The following is a 20,370-nucleotide window of genomic DNA, read 5'->3' on the forward strand; positions in this document are numbered from 1 at the left end:
CTGCGGCTGCGGTAGGGACCGTCCATTTGTTCAGCGGTATGCGGAAAATCTTGAAAATGGCCACGCAGATGGCCGCATAGGTCAAAACGAGCAATAGATCCATGGCTTAGATTCCCTCACCGCGATTGTCCGACGCCGGGATGTGCCCCGCAGTACGTGTCGCCGCTTCCAGTTGCTCAATCCGATTGTTCAGGGCAGCAACCTGTTCCTCCAGACGAACGACATGGACCTGCGTCGACTTGCCATCACCAAATCCCCAGCCCCGATCGTCCCGGTACGCCATCGCCCAGATCCACAGAAATGGCCAAAGGGCATGCAGGGTGAACAGGCTGACCCAACCGGTTGCATGGATCGCATCCTGGTGCGGGTGATTTCGGTGCACGGCGATTTCGTAAGGAATGTCGTGCAGTGCGATGACCCCGTAAAACAGGACAAACCCGACAAAAAACAACAGGCCTAATGCGAAATAATCAAGCATGACGGACGCCTCCGGGCACGAGCAATGTATTGGGCTCAGTGTAGTCACGGATTTTATGAGTGCGGGCAGTCCTGAAAGCTGAAAGTAAATAAAGAAGCGCTGCGTGCACCGGCACGTATTGTTTGGCGCGCGGTTGGATGGACTTGTCGATGCGCCGCAATGCATCTGCGACGGCACGCACACGCACACGCACACGCACCGTAAAAGGAATCAGTTCAAAAAAAACCATAACAACTCCGGCAATTCAATTGTCCGCGAATGCAGGCTTGCCTTGGCACATGGCCAATGACAGAGCCTGCAGGCGAGCTATTGAAAGGATCTTCTTAATTGTTGCGGTGTTCTAGGTCGTTTTATGCGACCGATAGTAATTGTCATTTACTGGCATCCAGCACGACGCGGTAACGCGCCTTGCCACTGCGCAGATGGTCGATGGCCTCGTTGACCTGGCTCATCGCAAACACCTCGACCTGCGGCAGGATCTGATGACGCGCGCAGAATTCCAGCATGGTCGCGGTGTTGCTGGGCGAACCGACCGGCGAGCCAGACAGGCTCTTTTGCCTGGGAATCAGGTCGAACACATGCACTGGAATGGCGCTGGGCACTATGCCCACAAAATGCAGGCGACCTTTACCCCGCAAGGTGGCGAGCATGGCCGCCCAATCGAGGTCTGCGCTGGCACTGACCAGGAGAAAATCCAGGGTCCCGGCAATGGATTTCAGGGCATTACTGTCGGTAGAGGCAATGACGTTGTGCGCACCAAGGCGCTTGGCTTCATCCTGCTTGCTCAGCGATGAGGTAAAAGCCGTGACCTCGCAGCCCCAGGCATTAAGAAAGCGCAATGCCAGGTGACCAAGGCCCCCGATCCCGACCACACCGACCCGGTCAGTGGGCTTGACGCCAAACTCCACCAGCGGGTTGAACACCGTCGAGCCGGCGCAGAACAATGGACCGGCCTTGGCCGGGTCGAGCGCGTCCGGAATCGGCAGAGCCCAGGCCCAGTGTGACCGCAGGCGGTCGGCGAAGCCTCCGTTGCTGCCGATGATGGTCGGTTTGGCCGTGTTGCAGAGCTGGTGAGAGCCTTCGATACACGAAGAACAATGCATGCAACTGCCCTTGAACCAGCCAATGCCCACCCGTTGTCCCATTTCGAGGCCGCGTACCTGTGGGCCCATGCGAACAATACGGCCGACCACCTCGTGACCGGGGATAAACGGGTAGTGGCTGATACCCCATTCGTTGTCGATCATCGACTGGTCGGAATGGCAGACGCCGCAATACTCCACGGCGACTTCTACCTCATCGCTTCCCAGTGGGCCGGGATCATAGCTATAGCGTTCCAGTGGAGCGCCTGCTGTCGTTGCGGCCCAGCCGGTGAATGTCGTGAGTTCGGTGCTGTCGCTCATGGGATACCTCCAAATCAGGAGGCCGCTCGGGAGGCGCGGCGTCGACAGGCAAGTGTAGCGGGTCGTTTGGCGTTGTCCCGGTTAGCGATGGGTGGGGCAGACGCGTGGGGCAGGGGGCTGCAACCGGGTGTCTACACCGCTATCGGCCCGGCTTATCCCTGTTTGGTAGAGAAAAAAGCAGGCATCTGGAGCCCGTAGTAAATGACGAGAAACCTGAACCCTGAGGTGAATATCAAGGCGATCCAGCCGGCGATTTGAATCGTGGGGAATGTATCGCGCAGCAAGACGTACAGGATGCACCCCAGCAGGATTGGCGTGGCGTATATCTCGCGTGACATTAACAACGAAGCCCTGCCAGCCAGCACATCACGGGCGATGCCGCCGCCAATGCTGGTCAGCAAGCCCATCATTACTGCCAAAGGTGCCGCGAGCTGCAAAGACAGCACTTTTTCAGTGGCAACTATTGCGAACAGCGCGGCCGCAAAACCATCGAGATACAGCAGCAGCTGATAGCGTTTATGCAATCTATTGGTGAGAAAAAAAGCCACCAGTGAGGTAACCAATGCGACCCAGATGTAGTTGAAGTCTGCAAACCAGAAAATCGGTTGATCGAGCAACAGGTCGCGAAGGGTGCCACCACCAATAGCGGTGATGATCCCCAAAACCACGGCTCCGAACAGATCGACACCGACTCTTTGGATAGCCAGCAACCCGGTAATGGCGAACACGGCGGTGCCCAACATTTGCTGAAAATAAAGCATCCGTTACTCCGTTCTCAGGTTGCCCATCAGGTGAGCTATGGCGATAGTCTAGTGGGTTTGCGCATTTTCGAGCCTGGATAAGCGCCACGACTGAAACCGGGATGACAGAGATTTTCTGTTAGCTCAACCAAAGAGCTATTTAGTCGAGTTATGTAGCTAACGTACGCGATTATGTTGTTATCTATCGAAATGTAGTGAGGAGAGTTACCAGCATGACTCGAAAATCACCCCGCATCAATGAGGTCATCACGGCGCTCGATCTGGAGCCTCATGTAGAAGGAGGCTACTACCGCAGAACCTATCAATCCGATGATCAGAGTCTCGTCACAACAACCGGTGGCCAGCGTTACCGGATGACGTCCATTTATTACCTGTTAACGAGAGATTCCCCGGTTGGCCATTTCCACCTGAACCAGTCCGACATTGTTCATTACTACCATCTGGGCGATGCCATTGAGTACACGCTCATTTTTCCGGACGGCACTCTGACAACCGTCACGATGGGCAGCGATGTCATCGCGGGAAAATGTTTGCAATTGACTGTACCGGGCGGCGTTTGGAAAGCTTCGCGGCTTACGGACGGATTGGCGGGATTTGGTCTGATCAGCGAAGCGGTGTCGCCAGGGTTTGATTTTGCGGATATGGAAATGGGTGATCGGCAAAAGCTCAGCGAACAGTTTGCCGAGCATTCGATGTTGATAGAAAGGCTCACGCACGGAAGTACGCAGAAGCAAACATTAGAAGCTGCTAACAGTGCACAACGTACTTAGTTTTCATAAATATATCAAATTAAGCTCGATTATTTCTGAAATTTGAGTGCCATTTTTGCTGAATATTTTATGAAGTAAAAAAAATATAAGGAAGCTGATTGAAGTAAAAAAAGTATTAGGCTTAAGAAAATCTGCGTGTGGCTGAAATTATGAATGTGGGAATCGTGAGTAACAATTGTCACATGAACGCGTGTTTGGTTCATCCAACCAAGCTTTGCTTTATCTCGATAGAGTGATGAGTCACCAACGACGTGCGTCGCAAGTACCTGAAAAAGCTATACAATGTGGCGGCTAGGTGATTTTTTTTCTGAAAACATCCCTAATGTTGTTCTGGTCGGATACATCGTACATCGCAGTGGTTGCAATGTCTGCGAGACCTAACGCAGTTTTGGTGGTATTGAGACCATACTCACGAATCAAGTCGGAAGCTAATGTACTTCGAGCGTCGTGCGGTTTCATGACGTGTACACCAGCGTACCGACAGCGTTCACCAAGGGCTCGCCACAATCCATTTGGACTAATAGGCGAAAGGGGTTTGCCGCCCTTGCTCATGCGATAGAGGATGGCCCCTGAGTGGATATTAAACCGCACCAACTCAGCGAGCCATTCTCGTAACGGCTGGATAGCCCAAGCTGCAAGGTACTTATCGATCAAGTGATCACCTTTGACCGTTACTTGGAACATCCCCTCATCGAGGTTCAGATCTTGGATTTGCAGTCGGGTTGCTTCCGCTCGCGGTACCCCAGATCCAAACAAGATGCACAACATTGCTTTATCGCGCAATCCCAATACTGTCCTCATATCCTCATCACAACTCTGAAGTAACCGGCGTCGATCCTTTTCCTTTATGTACTGACCTGTACCCAAATGGTGCTCACCCTTCGGCGCTCGGACCTTTCTCATGGGCTCGTACTGGTCACGATGGACCAAATGGTGAATCACGCATGACTCAACAACTCCACGTACAGCATAGAGATAGATACGAATCGAGGCGTTAGACGACCTTCCGCGCCAATGCTCAACCATTTGAGCCAATTCCGGAGCACCAATCTGATCCCAGGGCACCATCTGTAGTGGCGCCTCCTCGTACCCTAATTCGTCGGCAGCCTTTCGTAGGCCATGCAGCACCGTCGTTCGACTGTTCTTGGCCAACCGGCTTAGGAAAGCATCCATTGCAAAACCGACACTGTAACCATGCGATCGGTCAGATGCAGGTATGGACGGCGATCCATTATTGCTAGAAGTAATTTTCAGGCTCTTTTTCATTTTAATGAAACCACAAAGTTATGAAATCCCTAAACATTTTTAGATACAGACATCTCAACGAGCTAAACGATTAGGTTGAAAACCAATCTGTGTCTGACTCTGTGAATCGTAGCTCAAGGGTTTATGGAGGAATTAAAAAATATTAAAAACATAAACTAATGGAGCGGTCTGTCATATCTAGCAAAATCGATGATTTTGAGAAAAAATAGCTATAAAACATTCGGTTTTTAATATGAATCGTTATGTCGCTAGAAAATATTCAGGCTAACGTTTAGGAATTAAGAAGGGTTGAAAAATTTTATTGGTGAGATGGAAAATGACTTCCCTAAAATCGAAAATGCGAAAAAAATTAATGCTTTCCCATGGGGCCAGGAAGAACACCAAAAACACTCTATGGATCACCTATAGTCACAAGCTTAATCGGGATATTGCATTGGCGAGCAATAATGAATGTATTTATTGGGTCGCTTGTTTAGAGGCGAACCCGCAGATAAGGAGTTTTGAATTCGGTTTTATTGTAGACGTTAAAATTGACCGAGAAGAATGCTTCCAGACAAAGGAGCTAATAAAAGTTGATCTAAAAACTGGGGGATTGGAGTTGCATGGTCTTTCATCTGGAAACGGTGGAAAAATTTCTTTTGAAGGGACTGCCATAATTAACGGAGTCGAAAGACCAATGACATACACCAGTGTGTTTGGTGATTATCTCGCTGAAAAATCTAAGAGTGCTGCAAGATGGCTTAAATTAATTGCGTTCACGGCGCAGGTTAAAAATGAGGTGTGTGAAATAGAATATGAGGCGTTAAATTTGGTAGTGCGGAGTTTAAGCAGTGGAACTGTCGGCCAGCTATTAATGATGACTGATAGACATGACCCAATGATAATCTTGGGTATGATATCCCGCATGGCGATTTCTGGTGATATTTCTGTAGACCTAACGGATTTGCCGTTTGGAATAAATACAATATGGAGGCTGGCGTGAGAGAAAGAAGATCTCGCTTGGATGTTGAAGCATCCATTCGTGCCTCTATGCCTTGGCCAGAGGTACTTATTGAGGATATGTCCGCAAAAAATCGAAGTTTGTTTATCAATCGTCAACGAGCAATTCTTTTATATTTGGAAGGCGAACCTTTGGACTCGATTTTTGAAATAACGAATATTACCAAAACTGAGATTCATCGCTTGATAAAGCGTTGTTTAAGTATAGCCCCTGACGGGTTGGTATGGGGTAACCGTGCTCTGATAATAAACAATCGCCAAAAAAGCTACGAAAGATCAGCGGTATTATTGCCCAAGCTTCCTGAACATAAGGCTGGATACTCAGGTGTTTTTTACCAGTTATTGGCGAAATATCCAGAGTTAAAAGAAAAAATTATTTCAAAAATTCTAAATAAGAAAAACAACAACGAAATTAACGAATTTCGAATTAAGCCGGCATTTATCCATCAATTTTTTTTAGATTATCTAAAAAAACAAGGGCATCCTAAGACTGACTGGCCGTTCAATACAAAGCATTTAGGGCTACGTTCCATCACATCGTTCGTTGAAGAGGTAATTAACAGTAATTTCGACCAGGCAGTCATGGTGTACGGTGAGAAGGACGCGCAGGCACATCTCTCTGTTGGCACCGGGAAAGAGCCGGCTTTTAGATTTCTGGAACCTCTTGAAGCAGTAGAGGTTGACAGTCACAAAATTGATGCAGAGTGGACGATCGGCATCAGCAATGGAGAGGGCTTGAAAAGTTATATTAATATAAAAAGGCTTAACATACTTGCTTTGGTCGATCGAGCGTCGACTGCTGTTCTATGGTTTTTATTAGTGTATAGTAGCGAAGTCAGTGCTGCTGACGTCGTGAGAGTCATAACTGAAAGCTTGCGTGCGGAGTTACCAAAGCCCGAAAAAAATCTTTTAGACATGAACTTAAAAGGTGATGCAGGATTTCCTGCAGAAAAATTTGAGTCAATTAAACATGCACTTCCAACTGTATTGATGCCCGACAACGCATTGGCCAATCTGGCAAATGCGGTTTCTGTAAAACTAAGAAACGAGCTTGGTTTTTCTTTATGCTTCGGTGCACCAGGGCATTTTGAAATACGGCCTAATGTGGAACGGACATTTCGGGAGCTTGAGAAGGCAATATTTCACAGGTTTCCAAGTACTACTGGCTCCAATCCATTTAAGGGGCGGGCCGAAGATGGAGTTTCAGTGGCACGAAGTTTGAAGATGGAAGCGGATGTGGTAGAAGAAATCGCATACCATCATTTTGCTCAGCACAATGCTTTACCTAGTGAAGGAATAAGTTATTTATCGCCGCATGAGTTTATACGGCAAAAATTGGATCTCAGTCACAGCCACTTTATCTGCCGAAAGTTATTACAGCATCAAATCAGTAAAATCACGCATTATCGAATTATAGAAAAATTGACAGTTAAATGTTATCCCAGTAGAGGGGTAAGACCTTATGTTCAACTCGATAGAGTTCGGTACTCGAGCGACATTCTAAGGGGCGCGGCATGGCTGAAAAATAAAAAAATATCGGTTGAAATCGATGAGCAAGATCTGAGGGCAGTCAGAGCGTACTTTCCAGACGGTAGTTTGCTTGGTACCCTGAAGGCCGTGGGGAAATGGTCAATAACTAAGCATAGTCGTAAAACCAGAAAAGCTATAAATAGCCTGAAATCTGCGCGACTGATGATTGTGACGGATTTTGATGACCCAGTGATTAGCTATTTCAAGCACTTAACCAATATTGCTACAAGTACAAGTTCTCCACAGAGTGATGCACTGGTCTCGGCAGTCAAAACAATCCGAAGTGCCGCAACTGAGTTAAATCGATTAGTGCATGAGGCGGACTCTTTCGATAGCAATATCGCACTTGGTCACGACCCATCGGAAGAAATAGTTGAAGAAAGTAGTCTTGCTAGTGCGAGGGAACATGGCGATGAGCTGAAGGAACTTGGAGTCGCACAAAAAAATGAATTTCATTCGGTTATGCCTAATGCTATGCCTGATCTCAAAAAACTAATAAAGGGTCTTTAGCTGGAGCGATAAATTTATGCTCTTCGATCCAAATGACATAGAGCAACGTGATGCTTTATTATCAGATCATCCGATGGTGAGAAAAAAGTTTGTTGCATTAACTCCAACCATTGAGCACGCCTACAGGATGGTGCGGGAACGAATCTGGCTGAGCAGCCCAAGTGTTTATTTTTTTTCAACGCCCAGGATGGGCAAAACTCAATGCGCTAAAGCGATTAAGCATTTAACGTCTCAAGAGTTTCCGGACAAATACGTAGTGCTTGCGAGTTGCGATCTGTCCCACACTGAGCATTTGATTCAGACTATCGCAAACGCAATTGGGCTATACCGTAAAGCTCGAGAACCCATAGACAAGTTAAGAGAACGGATTATAGTTCACATTATCTGCGAGCTATCCTCTACTGATGGAAGCCATTTTCTTCTCGTCTTGGATGAGATGCAAGCTCTCGGAGAGAGAGACTATCAAAACCTTCAAGTTGTTCAGAATAGGTTAAAATTGCTGGATATTTCGATGACTACCATTGGTTTTGCACAGACTGAAATCAATAGTGTGCGGACGTCATTTGTAGCCGCTAACCAATCTGCCCTTGTGGCTCGGTTTCTGAGTGAAAGAATCGAGTTTTCCGGATGCACATCCAAGGAATGGTTGGAGGCAGTGCTCCGGTCTTTTGATGAAATTATGATGTACCCTCTAGATAGTAACTGTAGTTATACTCATTTTTTCTTACCTAAAGCGTTTTCGTCAGGATTCAGACTTTCCTTTTATTCATCAATGTTTTTTGACTGTGCCGTTGCTGCGGTGTCGGGTTCTAATAAGAAGATTATCCCAGTAGAACACATGTTTCACTCTGTCGAACTGGTCTTGGTAAATGCGCGCCTCATCGATGATGCGGGTTTTGTGCTTAGTGTTGACTTGGTGAAGCAAGCGATATTGAAGTCCGGCATGGCGGAGTTTGCCAAAGTGATCGGGGGCGTTCATGAATAATATTCTGTCATTCCCAAAAAAAATCGCCCGATTCGAGTCTTCTTGGTTGTTATTCGTTAAGGCGTTATTGATAAATGAAATTAACACCAACGATTTTTTTTCAATTATTAATAAGCTCCCTATAAAAATCACGCCCTCTTGCTTCCATTGGTGGGAAAGTCATCAAGTTGATTTGCCTGTCCTCGCTAGGGTGCTGGGTCTACCGCAACTTACAATACATCAGGCATTTATTGACTGTCTAATATCTTCTAATTACTGTGCGGGCGATGTGAGAATTAGACATTGCCCATTGTGCATAGATCATAACTATCACTCTACTTTTTTTCAAATTCCTTGGTTGATTAACTGTCCTTGGCATGAAATTGCTCTTGAGGAGTGCAAAGTATGTTCATCCCTTTTAGGAGGCCGCACGATGGAAAAAGTCAAGTCTGGTGACTCAGCTAAAAATTGCTCGCATATCACTTCTCTGAGCAACTCCACCTTCCCAATAGTTACTCTTCCAAAAAAAGATTTAGAAAATATGATTCAGTGGAGTGATGCCACTACGGAGTGGTTAAGAAAAGTGCAATCCTTGGCTCTTGAAGATATATGGGAATTAATGTCGCAACCTCCGGAACGTGACTGGAATCGAAATGCTTTTTTATTTTTTCGTTTTGCAGAACAGGAAATAGGGATGGCCACATTTGATATTCCTGCACCTTGCTGTGAAGTAAAGTACGTATTGATGGATTCGTATTCAAGTCACAATTATGACTCTGTAGTCGATGAGGCATACAGGGAAGATCTGCTGAGTTCCTTCCGAGCTATTAGAAGGTATTTTTTCAACCGCTTCATTCGCAGTCATAGAAAGTGCTTCAACGTCATAAGGCGCTTGGATGTAATACAGAGTTCGAGGCTGGATCTAACGGTTTGCTGTGGGTGCGTGATTGCTTATTTCGCCTGGATGATGGCTTACAGTGACTTTTTCAGAATTGGGGAGTGTGTCGGAAAAATAGGCCCTACAGTGGAGGGGGAGGATGTGTGGGATAAAGCATTGCGACGTAAAAGTAAGCATGAAATTTTGAAATTGGTTTATTTAAAATTCAATGATATCTGGGCTGCTTTAGAACTCAATGCCCAGCGCCTGCCGCAGTGTTCAATTCTTGTGGTGTACAAAAATCAAATCAGAATCAATTTTTTAAAGCCAACTAATTTTACATTTTCCTCTCGTCAAACTCCTGGCGCACCCCAAGGCACTATCCGATACTATTGTGCAGCGGATGCTTTTCTTCAACATAGAAACACCCTGCGTTGTACCAGCCGCTCTGGTAATGTATTGGTGCTCACGGATAAAGAGTACTATCCAGATTTCAATGCAGTTAGTCTCGCTCCCAGCAGGATTTTTGTACTGGCTGATCGCACAAAAATGTATAAGACTTTGGGTTATATAAATGTATAGATAATTAGTGATCTAGGCGGTGTGCTGATGATTTATAAGGATTCCAGTTTCAGGTTGGCTACCTATGGTGGAGGGGGTGGAGGGGTGGAGAATTAGAAAGGCGCAATCGAAGTATCATCTTGTTTTGGGCGGCAGTAACGTGTTGTAGAGTCGTATGTATGTATTTTTCAAGTGATATTTGTGTAAGTCTCCATCTGGCCCATTAATGCCAAACAAATTCACGCCCAACCCCAGTTTACGCTGGTGACTATTTCCAGTATCTGAGTACGCGCGGCCCTTCAGCTTTATCGATTACGTTGTTTTGACTTTATGTGTGATCGAGCTCGTCGTTTATGACGCTGGCACTCATGATTACCATCGTCGTTTTTTAGCATTATCATTTGACCACGCAATCTGGATTATTGTCTTCGGGCAATTGAAGGTTAGTAAGTAAGGTTGTGGCTCGACTGTTTAATAGAAGCCTGCCTGAAAGTAACCCATCACCGTGGCGACGCTACGGTGCTCAGTCATGGCCATCACATCACCGAGCGGCACTCCCTGGCGCCCGGCTTCGGTGACGAAGCCCGAACGCAGGCTGTGTGCGGCCCAGTCGCCCTCCAGTCCGGTCAGTTGCGCCCGACGCTGGATGATGCGCGCCACCTGGTCGGCTGACAAAGCTGTGGTAGTTACGTTGCCACCCTTGTACAGCCGGCGGAACAGCGGGCCGCTGCCAGCGGGTGCGGCAGCCAGCCAGGCGGCGAGGGCCTGCGCTGCCGGGCCACGTAGTGGCTTCTCACGACGGACGCCGCCGGTGTCGGTCTTGGTCGCACCCAAGGCATACAGCCAGGTGTCGGCATCCAGTTGGCGCACATCATTGACTTGCAGGCCGACAACTTCCGAACGGCGCCTACCGCCACCGCTCCAGGCCAGCAGGAGCAGAGCGCGGTCACGAACCCCGCGCACGCCGTCACTGCAGGTGGCGAGCAGCGCCTGCAGCGGCTCGAGCACGATCGCCGTTTTCTTGCGCACGCTTACACCCTGACGCGACTGGTCTTTACGTGCCTCGCGCAGCAACGTCTTCAACGCCGATGCCTCGCATGGACTGTCCCATTCATTGATCCGATGCCATTTACCGAGCACTGCAAGACGATGACGGACCGTGTTGAACGCCAGCGGCCCCAGTTTGGCCTTGACCCGGGCGGCGACCAGCGCGGCGTCGATCGCCGGCGGCAGCAGGTGCGCCCAGCTGCTGTCTTCCAGTGGGCGGGCCAGATGATCGAGGACAAACTGCACCGCCACCGTCGCCGGCAGCGGACCATTACCCAGCGGCAGACCGTAGCGCAGCTGCAGCCAGGCCGACCAGTAGGTGAGGGCGCTGCGGTAGCTGCGCACAGTATTGGCCGCGGTGCCGGCGGCAATAAACGCCGCCGCGGCCTGCTCGGCGTTAGCGGACAGGCCATGCAAGTCCAGCGGCGATTGGTCGCCCAAGGTTAACTGATCGGTAATATTGATTACGGTCATCGAACTGAATTTTCCGTCTTCGAAAAATAACACCGGATAACATTCTATTATCAGACCTAATATACGCTGAGGTGAGCCATGGTAGTGGGGCTGCCGGAACATGACGTATTTGCTGCCGCTGACGTGGTACTAGCCCGTGGCAAACGGCCAATGGTTGTGTCCGCTTAGAGTTGGCTTGCGTCGGTGGATTGCTCGATTAATGGTGGGCGCGACTCGCCTGCCGACTTTGCCAGCGGATATCTCGTAGGCCTTTGTCGCCGCCTGGCAACAGGCGATCCATCTGGAATTGGGCGATGGTGAGTTCGTAGTACAGGCCGCGCTCGTTGCACCGAACGACATGAAACCAAGATTGGCCTAGGAGTAGATGATGACCTGCAGTTCGCCCATGACCGGCCGATTGCGATGTAGCAACACGACCTGCTCGACCGCGCAGGCTTTGCGCGCGTGTCATCGGCGCCATCGCGAAGCGATTGCGCAATGTCAGCCCGCCAACTTGGCATTGTTCAAATAAAGAGTTCATGGGCTTCGTCCTTTTCTGATGATGCTCAGAAAGGTAGGCGGATTGATGCCGAGTGATAACCCGCCAAACCATAAAAGGACCTGTGAGGCCACTTTCCAAGCTTTGTAATTTCAGTTAAACAACGTACGAGACATCGCTTGGAAAATAAGAAGAGCGCTGACACGATGTCAGCGCTGAGGCAAATCAACTAGGGCATCCTCGAAATGCGCGTTGGCGTGATATTGATGTCAGAGCAAAGGGATGCTGTAGCTTACGATCAACCGATTCTGATCCTGGTTGCGCGACGCCTCGCTGTTCGACTTGCCGTTGCGCCAACCGAACCCAACCCCTTTCAGCGCGCCGGACTGGAGCACATAGTCCAGGCTGATATCCCGCTCCCATTCCTTCTGGTTATCGCCGGACACGGTCTTGATGTTGTCCCCGCTCAGGTACATGACCGACGCTTTCAACCCCGGCACTCCCAGCGCCGCAAAGTCATACGCATACTGCCCGAAAGACGTGCGCTCACCCGCGCGGGTAAAGGTCTGGATCATGCGATCGGTATACAAGTAAAGACTCACCCCGGCGGCACCTTTGTCCGGCAAGGTGCCTTGGTTGAGCTGAGTAAAACCACTGCCGCTCGACACGCTTTGATAACCGGCGGTAATCGCATGACCGCCCAGGCTGTAGATCAGCGCCGCGCTCCAGGTTTTGTTGTCGATCTCGCCATCACCGCCCTCGGTGTAGCCACTGATCTTGTAGCCCGAGGTGCCCGAACTGTTGGCCCCGGACGAATCGGTCTTGAAGTAGCGCAAGTCAGTTTTCAGGGATTGACCTTCCGAAATCGCCAACGTGTGGATCAGGCCGAAAAACTGCTGGGTGTAGTAGTTGTCGAGGTTGGCGTAGTAGTACTGCGCGGTCAGGTCCTTGGTGACTTTCCAGTCGCCGCCGGCAAAGTCGAACGCATTGCTTTCCCGCGTACCGCCCGTGGCCGCCAACCCGGTCTGGTCGCTTGAACCCCGGCCTGTCGCGTGCTCGATTCGACCACCGGTGAACGTCAGGTCCTTGAACTCCCCCGAAGTGATCTGGCCACCGTCAAAGGTCTGGGGCAGCAGTCGGCCGTCGTTGGACACCAGGATCGGCAGCTTGGGCATCAACGTGCCCAGGCGCAGTTCGGTTTTCGATACCTTGACCTTGCCGGTCAACCCCAACCGGCTCCACTGATCGACCGCGCTGTTATCGGTGTCCGAAGGAATCATCGAACTGCCCACATGCCGGCCCTTGCCGCTGTCCAGCGTAACGCCCATCAAACCTAACGCATCAACGCCAAAACCCACCACGCCATCGGTGTAGCCCGATTTGTAATCCAGCATGAAACCCTGCGCCCACTCTTCGGTTTTCGAAGGGGTGGCGGTGCCGTCGCGGTTGTCGTTATTAAAGTAGAAGTTGCGCAGGCCCAAGGTGGCTTTGCTATCGCTCAGGAAGTCCGCGTGTGCCTGGGTGCTCAATGCAATGGCGCCCAGCGCGAGGGTTACAGCTGTGCTTTTGTTGCTCATCTAATCGCCCCTATTTTTTTGTAATTCGAATTCAGGAGGGTGGCTCCCGCAGCTGCGGGAGCCTGGAACTTGCGTCAGATACCCAGGACGTTGGCGCCAATGCACGGATCAATCCCGCGCTCCAGGCGACGCTGATGCACGATCACGGTGATTTCCATCGAACCGGTGGTCACATCGAAATCGAGGATGTGGCCGCCGTAGGCCTGAAAGGTCGCGTCACCGGCGACACCGTGCATATGGATCGAAGGCTGGTCGTTCTTCCAGGCCACGGAGCCGGTGATGCTGGCCATCTCGACGTTGCTGAAGATCTTGGCGTCGAAGTCCTTTTTATCCTTGTTCCAGAAACCGAACTTCACGTTGCCGAAGCCGATACCGCTGATGGAAGCGCTCGGGATCTTCTCGGCGATGGCCAGTTTGGTCAGCTCCTTAAAGGCGTTGTCGCCCATGCGCAGGACCATGAGATAACCGGTGGGGGTTTTGGTGTAGCGCGGTGTAGTTTCAGTTGCACATTGCATGGGCGCGGCCGTCGCGGTGGGTGCGGTTTGTGCCACCGCGAATTGGGAAACGCTTGAATTGATCAGCACGGCTGCGGTGAGCGCCAACATCAATTTGGACAAGCGCAGTGTCGGGTGAAGTTGAACTTTCATCGGTGTTCCTCTGTCGTTGTTTTTATGGCTACAGCGGTTTTTGGGACGAGCGTGTCCCTCGCCTGTTTTTCAACAGGCGCTGGAGTTGCTCTGGATGGTTAGGTGTTACTTGGCATGGATGACCTACAGCGCGGCGCGGCTGCTGGCCCCATCAACCAGTCGGGCAATGCCCAGCGGGTTGGCGTTTTTCAGTGCCTCGGGTAACAAACTGTCCGGGCAGTTCTGGTAGCACACCGGCCGCAGAAAACGATCGATCGCCAGCGTGCCAACCGACGTGCCGCGCGCATCCGAGGTCGCCGGGTACGGCCCGCCATGCACCATCGCATCGCTGACTTCCACGCCAGTCGGATAACCGTTGAACAACACGCGTCCGACTTTCTGCTCCAGCAGGGCCAGCACTTCAGTCAGAGTGTTGAGTTCCGAATCCTCGACAATCAGTGTCGCGGTCAACTGGCCGCGTAAACCGTGCAACGCCCAGAGCAACTCGGCGTGATCGGCGACTTCCACCACGATGGTGGTCGGCCCGAAGACCTCTTCCTGCAGCAACTCATCACCGTTAATCAACAAGCTGACATCGGCCTTGAACAGTTGCGGCCGTGCCTGATTGCCCTGTTGCGCGGCGCCGGCCAGGTGCGTGATACCAGAGTGCGCATGCAGGTTTTCCAAACCGTGGCAGTAGCTTTTCAACGCGCCAGTGTTGAGCATCGTCTGCGGGTTTTGCTCGCCCATCAGCGCGCCAAAACGTTCGAGGAAAGCGCTGAACTCTGGGGAGCGAATACCCAGCACCAAACCGGGATTGGTGCAGAACTGCCCGGCGCCCAACACCACGGACGCCGCCAGTTCACTGGCGATTTTTTCGCCCCGGGCCTTGAGCGCTGCGGGCATCAGCAACACCGGGTTGATGCTGCTCATCTCGGCGAACACCGGGATCGGTTGCGGCCGCGCCGCCGCCATATCGCACAAGGCCCGGCCACCGCGTAACGATCCGGTAAAGCCTACGGCTTGAATCGCCGGGTGCTTGACCAACGCCTCGCCGACGCTGCCGTAGAGCAGGCTGAACACGCCATCGGGCATACCGGTTTTGCGCGCGGCGCGGGTGATTGCGTCAGCGACGTAATCGGCGGTCGCCATGTGCCCGCTGTGGGCCTTGAACACTACTGGGCAACCGGCGGCGAGGGCGGATGCGGTGTCACCGCCAGCGGTGGAAAAGGCCAGTGGAAAGTTGCTGGCGCCGAACACCGCGACGGGGCCGAGGCCGGTGCGGTATTGACGCAGGTCCGGGCGCGGCAACGGTTGGCGGTCTGGCAGGGCGCGGTCGATGCGCGCTCCATAGAAATCGCCCCGGCGCAGCATCGTGGCGAACAGGCGCATCTGGCCGCTGGTGCGCGCACGTTCACCTTGAATGCGTCCGGCGGGCAGGGCGGTTTCCCGGCAGACCAGGGCGATGAAGGTGTCGTCCAGCGCTTCCAGTTCAGTGGCGATGGCATCGAGGAATTCGGCGCGTCGGGCGGCGGAAAGATTACGGAATATCGGGTACGCCGTGGCCGCTGCTTCGGCAGCCGCGTTCACTTCCTCCACGGTCGCCTGATGGAACCGATACGGCAGCGCTTCGCCGGTGCTGGCGTCGTGGCTTTGCACGGTGTTCGCGCCTAGTGCCGAGCGAGTGCCGGCGATGTAGTTGTGGCCTGAAACTTCAAACATGGGAACTCCTTAAGGACTGTTCAGATAGGGATCAAGTGAGCCGATAAATGCGTCGGGCGTTATCGTGAAACAGGGCAAGTCGATCGGCGCGGGAGCGGTCCCGGACGATGGTTTTGAAACCGTCGAACACTTCGCTCAGGCTGTTCACCACCCCATCGACCGGGTAGTTGCTGGCAAACGCGCAGCGACTGATCCCGACAATCGAAATCGCGTCGTTCACCACCACGCGGTTGGCTTCGACGGGCCATGCCTGGCCGGGGATGCAAATGCCGGAAATCTTCAGTGCGATGTTTGGCTCGCGGGCCAGTAGCGCCAGGTTGTCGCGCCAACCCGCCAAACCTTCTGCCGAGCGATCCGCCGGCAGCGCCGTGTGATTGACCACGATGGTCACGTCGGGAAAGTCCCTGGCCAGCTCCGCCGCTTCCGGCAAATGCCACCACGGCGCCTGCAATTCGAAGTGCAGGCCGTTTTCGGCCAATAGGGCATAACCTTCGCGCCAACGGGGATCACGCATGGAGGCTGGAGCCACGTAATCTTCGCGCCAGTCTTCACGGGTGGTGACCGTGGGTTTGTGGCGCACGCCGCGTACCAGCGGGTGGTTGCCGTATTCACGCAAGAGGCTCGGCGCGTCCTCGCGATCCAGCCAGGCCTGCCCGACCATGGCCGCCAGGGTCGGCTCGTCTTGCGCCAACGACTCGATAAAACTCACTTCATCGGCCGGAGTTGCCGGGTCCCATTCACCCTCGATTATTACCGTTTGCACGATGCGATGCTGGCCGGTCAGCCGACGATAATCCTGGGGCAGAAAGGTGCGGCAGATCGACGAGTAATCGCCATAACGAAACGGGCGCAATGGCCGGTCGTTGAGCCACGGGTAGTAGTGGGCCTCGATATCGAAGTAGTGCTGATGGGCGTCGACGATCGGCAGGTCCGCGTCGTCGCCACTGGCCAGAAAGCGTGCGCGCCAATCATCCATGCTGCGACTCCAGGCGATAGAAGCGTTGAGCATTGCCGGCGAACACTGCTTCCTGCACGGCACGCCCCATTGGCGCAAGCATCGCTGCCATGCCGTCGGCAATCGTGTCGTAGGACGCGCGCAACCCGGCGACAGGGAAATTGCTGGCGAACATGCAGCGCTCAGGACCGAAGATTTCCAGCGCCGTGATCACCACCACCCGATTGTCCTGATAGTTCCAGGGCGAGTCCTTCAAGCCGAACTCCGACAGCTTGATATGCACGTTGGGCTGCATCGCCAACGCTTCCAGCCCCTCGCGCCAACGCGCCATGCCCGAGGGGCTGCGATCCCAGGCGAAACCGGTATGGTTCAGGGCAATCTGGATCTGCGGAAACATCGCCGCCACTTCGGCGGCCTCCACCAGATGCCACGGCGGCACGCGCAAATCCCAGGACAAACCGTGTTCAGCCAGCCGCGAAAAGCCTTCCAACCATTTCGGGTCCTGCATGGTGCCGCGAGCGCCGGCAATCGAGACGTCCGGCGACGCCGAGGTCACCGGTTTGGAACGAATCCCCCGCACCAGCGGACGCGCAGCCTGGGCCGCAAGAATCTCGGCACTGTCTTCACGATCAAACCAGGCGTGGGCGACGATGGCATTCGGGAAGCCGTAGCGTGCGTTGACCTGTTCCAGCCAGAGGGTTTCAGCGACTTGCTCATCCCGCGCCCGTTCGGCCTCGACGTGTACGGTGCCGATCAGTCGTTGCTTTTCGGTCAAGGCGAGGAAGTCTTCTGGCAGAAAATCACGGCACAAGCTGTGATAGTCACCGAGGAAAAACTCTTCGTGATACTCGTCCTGCAACCACGGATAACGACCGTTGCCGAGGTCCCACAAGTGATGGTGAGCATCGACAATCGGCAGCGCATCCTCGGCGGCAAGGTTCGGCAAGCCATTGCGTTCGTGCAGCGTGATCATGGGGGCGTCCCTTGGCTTAGCGCGAGGCTAATTGGGAAGGGCTGAGCACGCCGTCTTCGACTTCACCGGCGGCAGCGGCTTCGGCCTTGGCCTGGACCCGGCTGCGCAATTTGGCCACGTTGACCACCACGCGGGTATGCGCGGCGGTGGCCACCAACTCGACGTCGTCGCGTACTTCGACATTGAAGGTGACGCTACGGCCCTCGATCCGCGTGACCGTGGCGACAATGCTCACCGACATGCCCAGCAGCGTCGCGCCGACGTGGCGAATATCGACGGCTGCGCCGACGGTGTTTTCGCCTTCATCCAGGAAGGTCAGCAGATAGTCGAGACAGGTCTGTTCGATGTCGTCGACCAGGCGCGGCGTGGCGTAGATGCGCAAGTCCTCGCCCAAAAACGAAATGGTGCGTTCCCGATCGACGATCAGTTTGCGTTCGGTGGCGGTGCCGGCTTCCAGCGTGGAGAAATTCATGAGAAACCTCGGGATATCAAAGAATGAGTCAGGCGTTAGGCAGGAAACCGATGGAAATCCATGGCACGGCAATCAGCACGCCCAAGGCCACCACGAGTGCGCCGAGGTACGGCCAGACCCGGCGCATGGCGCCGCTGGGGTCGACCTTGGCGATGGCGCACGCGGCGTAGAAACCCACGCCAAACGGTGGCGCAAAAAGGCCCAGGCCCATGGCGAAGATCGCGACCATGGCGTAATGCACGTCGTTGATGCCCATGGTCTTGGCAATCGGGAACAGCAACGGCCCGAACAGCACGATGGCCGGAATGCCTTCGAGGAAACTGCCGAGCAGAATGAACGCCACCGCAGAGATGATCAGGAAGCCCAGCGCGCCGCCCGGCACCGTCGACATCACCAGCGCCAGTTGATGCGAGAAGCCCGACTGGGTCAGGGCCCAGGCCATGGCCGTGGCGCTGCCGATGATGATCAGAATTGCGCCGGACAATGCGGCCGTGCTGACCAGGATCGGATACAGGCGGCGCCAGTCAAAGCAGCGGTAGCAGAGCAACCCGACGATAAAGGTGTAGGCCACGCCAATCGCGGCGACTTCAGTCGCGGTGGCGACCCCTTCGACCACTGCGGTGCGGATCACGAAGGGCAGGGCCAGCGCCGGCAATGCCAGCAGCAATGAGTGACCGATTTCCTTGCCTGTGGCGCGTTTGCCGGTAGAGGCTTCGCCTTTGCGGTTCTTCCACCAGATCACCGCCGCCATGGCGATGGCGCCCACGACGGCCGGCATGAATCCGCCGGTGAACAGCGCGGAAATCGACACGCCGGTCACCGAGCCGATGGTGATCAGCACCAGGCTCGGCGGAATGGTTTCCGACATCGCCCCGGAGGCATTGAGCATCGCCACCAGTTCGTTTTCATCCTCGCCGCGTTTCTTCATTTCCGGAAACAGCGCCGGCGCGATGGCCGCCATGTCGGCGGCTTTCGAACCGGAAATACCCGAGATCAGATAAATCGCGCCGATCAGCACATACGACAGACCGCCGCGCACATGGCCGATCAACGAACAGAGGAAACGAATCATCGCGCGGGCCATGCCCATGGCTTCGATCAAGGCACCGAGGAACACAAACAACGGAATCGCCAGCAGGATCAGGCTCGCCATGCCTTCGTCCATGCGCCCGACCACCAGGGTCAGGGGCGTGCTGGTCATGGTCGATAGGTACGCCACCGTGGCCAGGCCGAACGCAACCATGATCGGTACGCCGATCACGATCATCGCCATCACGCCGATCATGAAGAACACGATCAGGTTCCAGTTGCCCATCAGCAACAGCGGGCCTTCCGCGACCCACAACAGCGCCGCGAGGGAGCCGAGCATCGCCACGGACACCGAGAAGTCGATCATCCGCGCGCTGGTCAGCAGACGCGCGACGCAGGTCATCAGCATCAGGCTCAGGCCCACGGCGATGGCGGACACGCGAAAGGCGTTGGGGATTTCCAGGGCGGCGGTGGTGATGATCCACTCGTCGCTGACGTACTCCCAGGCCGGGGTGAACAGCAGCCCGATAAAGGTGATGACGATCACCGCGCCCAGGGTATCGACGAAGGCGCGTTTTTCCGCAGGCAAACGCCCGATAAACGAGGTCAGACGCATGTGTTCACCGCGGCGCATCGCCACCACCGAGCCGAGCATCGCCAGCCAGAGGAACAGCAGCGAAGCCAGTTCATCGCCCCACACAATCGGCTGATTCAGCACATAACGGGAGAACACGTTGCAGAACAGCAGGGTGACTTCGACCACCACCAGCAACGCCGCGCTGCCCTCGGTCAGCCAGCGCAGGCCGGTGTCCAGGGCGCGGCCGAGGCGCAAAGTGGTTTGCCGTGGGCTGAGTCCGTCAGCAGGAGAAACGTCCGTCATTCGTAGTTCGTTTTTCAT

Annotated in this window: 18 protein-coding genes and 2 pseudogenes; 5 read left to right on the forward strand and 15 right to left on the reverse strand. The window is 53.6% G+C overall.

Annotation, left to right across the window (positions count from 1 at the left end):
• The 5 genes and pseudogenes from AC1D2P_RS20110 to AC1D2P_RS20130 all read right to left on the reverse strand — a co-directional run.
• Window positions 1-103: pseudogene (locus AC1D2P_RS20110) on the reverse strand (HlyD family secretion protein); the annotation flags it as partial.
• Window positions 104-106: 3 nt separating this feature from the next.
• Entirely contained in the window at window positions 107-478 is a 372-nt protein-coding gene (locus tag AC1D2P_RS20115) for a DUF3302 domain-containing protein (RefSeq protein ID WP_109784838.1), read from the reverse strand.
• Complete coding sequence (locus tag AC1D2P_RS20120; RefSeq protein WP_146206145.1) at window positions 471-707, reverse strand: hypothetical protein; 237 nt, start codon at window positions 705-707, stop codon at window positions 471-473. The genes AC1D2P_RS20115 and AC1D2P_RS20120 overlap by 8 nt, the downstream gene beginning before the upstream one ends.
• Window positions 708-849: 142 nt before the next feature.
• Window positions 850-1,881, reverse strand: coding sequence for an NADPH-dependent aldehyde reductase Ahr (ahr, locus tag AC1D2P_RS20125; protein WP_109784839.1), 1,032 nt, complete (start codon window positions 1,879-1,881; stop codon window positions 850-852).
• Window positions 1,882-2,033: 152 nt separating this feature from the next.
• A complete protein-coding gene (locus AC1D2P_RS20130; protein ID WP_109784840.1) occupies window positions 2,034-2,642 on the reverse strand; it encodes a trimeric intracellular cation channel family protein in 609 nt (202 codons plus the stop codon).
• A 212-nt stretch (window positions 2,643-2,854) separates the two neighbouring features.
• Between AC1D2P_RS20130 and AC1D2P_RS20135 the strand changes: the two genes are divergently transcribed.
• On the forward strand, window positions 2,855-3,412 hold the full coding sequence (locus tag AC1D2P_RS20135) for a cupin domain-containing protein (protein WP_477757319.1): 558 nt from the start codon (window positions 2,855-2,857) through the stop codon (window positions 3,410-3,412).
• Between the two features lie 291 nt (window positions 3,413-3,703).
• Here the strand turns inward: AC1D2P_RS20135 and AC1D2P_RS20140 are convergent, their stop codons facing one another.
• Window positions 3,704-4,678 (reverse strand): tyrosine-type recombinase/integrase, encoded by a 975-nt coding sequence (locus AC1D2P_RS20140; protein WP_477757320.1) that lies wholly within the window; start codon window positions 4,676-4,678, stop codon window positions 3,704-3,706.
• A gap of 316 nt (window positions 4,679-4,994) precedes the next feature.
• On the opposite strand from AC1D2P_RS20140, the gene AC1D2P_RS20145 reads away from it, so the two are divergent.
• From AC1D2P_RS20145 to AC1D2P_RS20160, 4 genes are read left to right on the forward strand one after another with little or no spacing between them, the layout of a single operon-like run.
• Window positions 4,995-5,660, forward strand: coding sequence for a hypothetical protein (locus AC1D2P_RS20145; RefSeq protein ID WP_477757321.1), 666 nt, complete (start codon window positions 4,995-4,997; stop codon window positions 5,658-5,660).
• Window positions 5,661-5,677: 17 nt separating this feature from the next.
• The gene (locus tag AC1D2P_RS20150) at window positions 5,678-7,717 is read left to right on the forward strand and encodes a hypothetical protein (RefSeq protein ID WP_477757322.1); all 2,040 of its coding nucleotides are present in this window, start codon (window positions 5,678-5,680) and stop codon (window positions 7,715-7,717) included.
• A 16-nt stretch (window positions 7,718-7,733) separates the two neighbouring features.
• The gene (locus AC1D2P_RS20155) at window positions 7,734-8,702 is read left to right on the forward strand and encodes a P-loop NTPase family protein (protein WP_477757323.1); all 969 of its coding nucleotides are present in this window, start codon (window positions 7,734-7,736) and stop codon (window positions 8,700-8,702) included.
• On the forward strand, window positions 8,695-10,140 hold the full coding sequence (locus AC1D2P_RS20160) for a hypothetical protein (protein WP_477757324.1): 1,446 nt from the start codon (window positions 8,695-8,697) through the stop codon (window positions 10,138-10,140). The genes AC1D2P_RS20155 and AC1D2P_RS20160 overlap by 8 nt, the downstream gene beginning before the upstream one ends.
• A gap of 376 nt (window positions 10,141-10,516) precedes the next feature.
• On the opposite strand, the pseudogene AC1D2P_RS20165 reads toward AC1D2P_RS20160, so the two are convergent.
• The 9 genes and pseudogenes from AC1D2P_RS20165 to AC1D2P_RS20205 form a co-directional block, all read right to left on the reverse strand.
• Window positions 10,517-11,640: pseudogene (locus tag AC1D2P_RS20165) on the reverse strand (site-specific integrase).
• 196 nt (window positions 11,641-11,836) lie between these two features.
• Window positions 11,837-12,160 carry a hypothetical protein gene (locus AC1D2P_RS20170; RefSeq protein WP_477757325.1) on the reverse strand — a complete coding sequence of 108 codons (324 nt, stop codon included), beginning with the start codon at window positions 12,158-12,160 and terminating at the stop codon, window positions 11,837-11,839.
• 227 nt (window positions 12,161-12,387) lie between these two features.
• Window positions 12,388-13,695, reverse strand: a complete 1,308-nt coding sequence (locus tag AC1D2P_RS20175) for an OprD family porin (protein ID WP_477757326.1) — start codon at window positions 13,693-13,695, stop codon at window positions 12,388-12,390.
• Between the two features lie 74 nt (window positions 13,696-13,769).
• Window positions 13,770-14,342, reverse strand: a complete 573-nt coding sequence (locus tag AC1D2P_RS20180; protein ID WP_477757327.1) for a PPC domain-containing DNA-binding protein — start codon at window positions 14,340-14,342, stop codon at window positions 13,770-13,772.
• A gap of 123 nt (window positions 14,343-14,465) precedes the next feature.
• A complete protein-coding gene (locus AC1D2P_RS20185; protein WP_477757328.1) occupies window positions 14,466-16,043 on the reverse strand; it encodes an aldehyde dehydrogenase (NADP(+)) in 1,578 nt (525 codons plus the stop codon).
• A 31-nt stretch (window positions 16,044-16,074) separates the two neighbouring features.
• Window positions 16,075-17,019: an amidohydrolase family protein gene (locus tag AC1D2P_RS20190; protein ID WP_477757329.1), complete on the reverse strand. Its 945-nt coding sequence runs from the start codon at window positions 17,017-17,019 to the stop codon at window positions 16,075-16,077.
• Window positions 17,012-17,971, reverse strand: a complete 960-nt coding sequence (locus AC1D2P_RS20195) for an amidohydrolase family protein (RefSeq protein WP_477757330.1) — start codon at window positions 17,969-17,971, stop codon at window positions 17,012-17,014. Before AC1D2P_RS20195 ends, AC1D2P_RS20190 begins: the two co-directional genes overlap by 8 nt.
• Before the next feature lie 16 nt (window positions 17,972-17,987).
• A complete protein-coding gene (locus AC1D2P_RS20200; RefSeq protein ID WP_477757331.1) occupies window positions 17,988-18,443 on the reverse strand; it encodes a thioesterase family protein in 456 nt (151 codons plus the stop codon).
• Between the two features lie 28 nt (window positions 18,444-18,471).
• Complete coding sequence (locus AC1D2P_RS20205; RefSeq protein WP_477757332.1) at window positions 18,472-20,370, reverse strand: TRAP transporter large permease; 1,899 nt, start codon at window positions 20,368-20,370, stop codon at window positions 18,472-18,474.

The sequence above is a fragment of the Pseudomonas sp. P1_F1_2 genome (assembly GCF_056405815.1).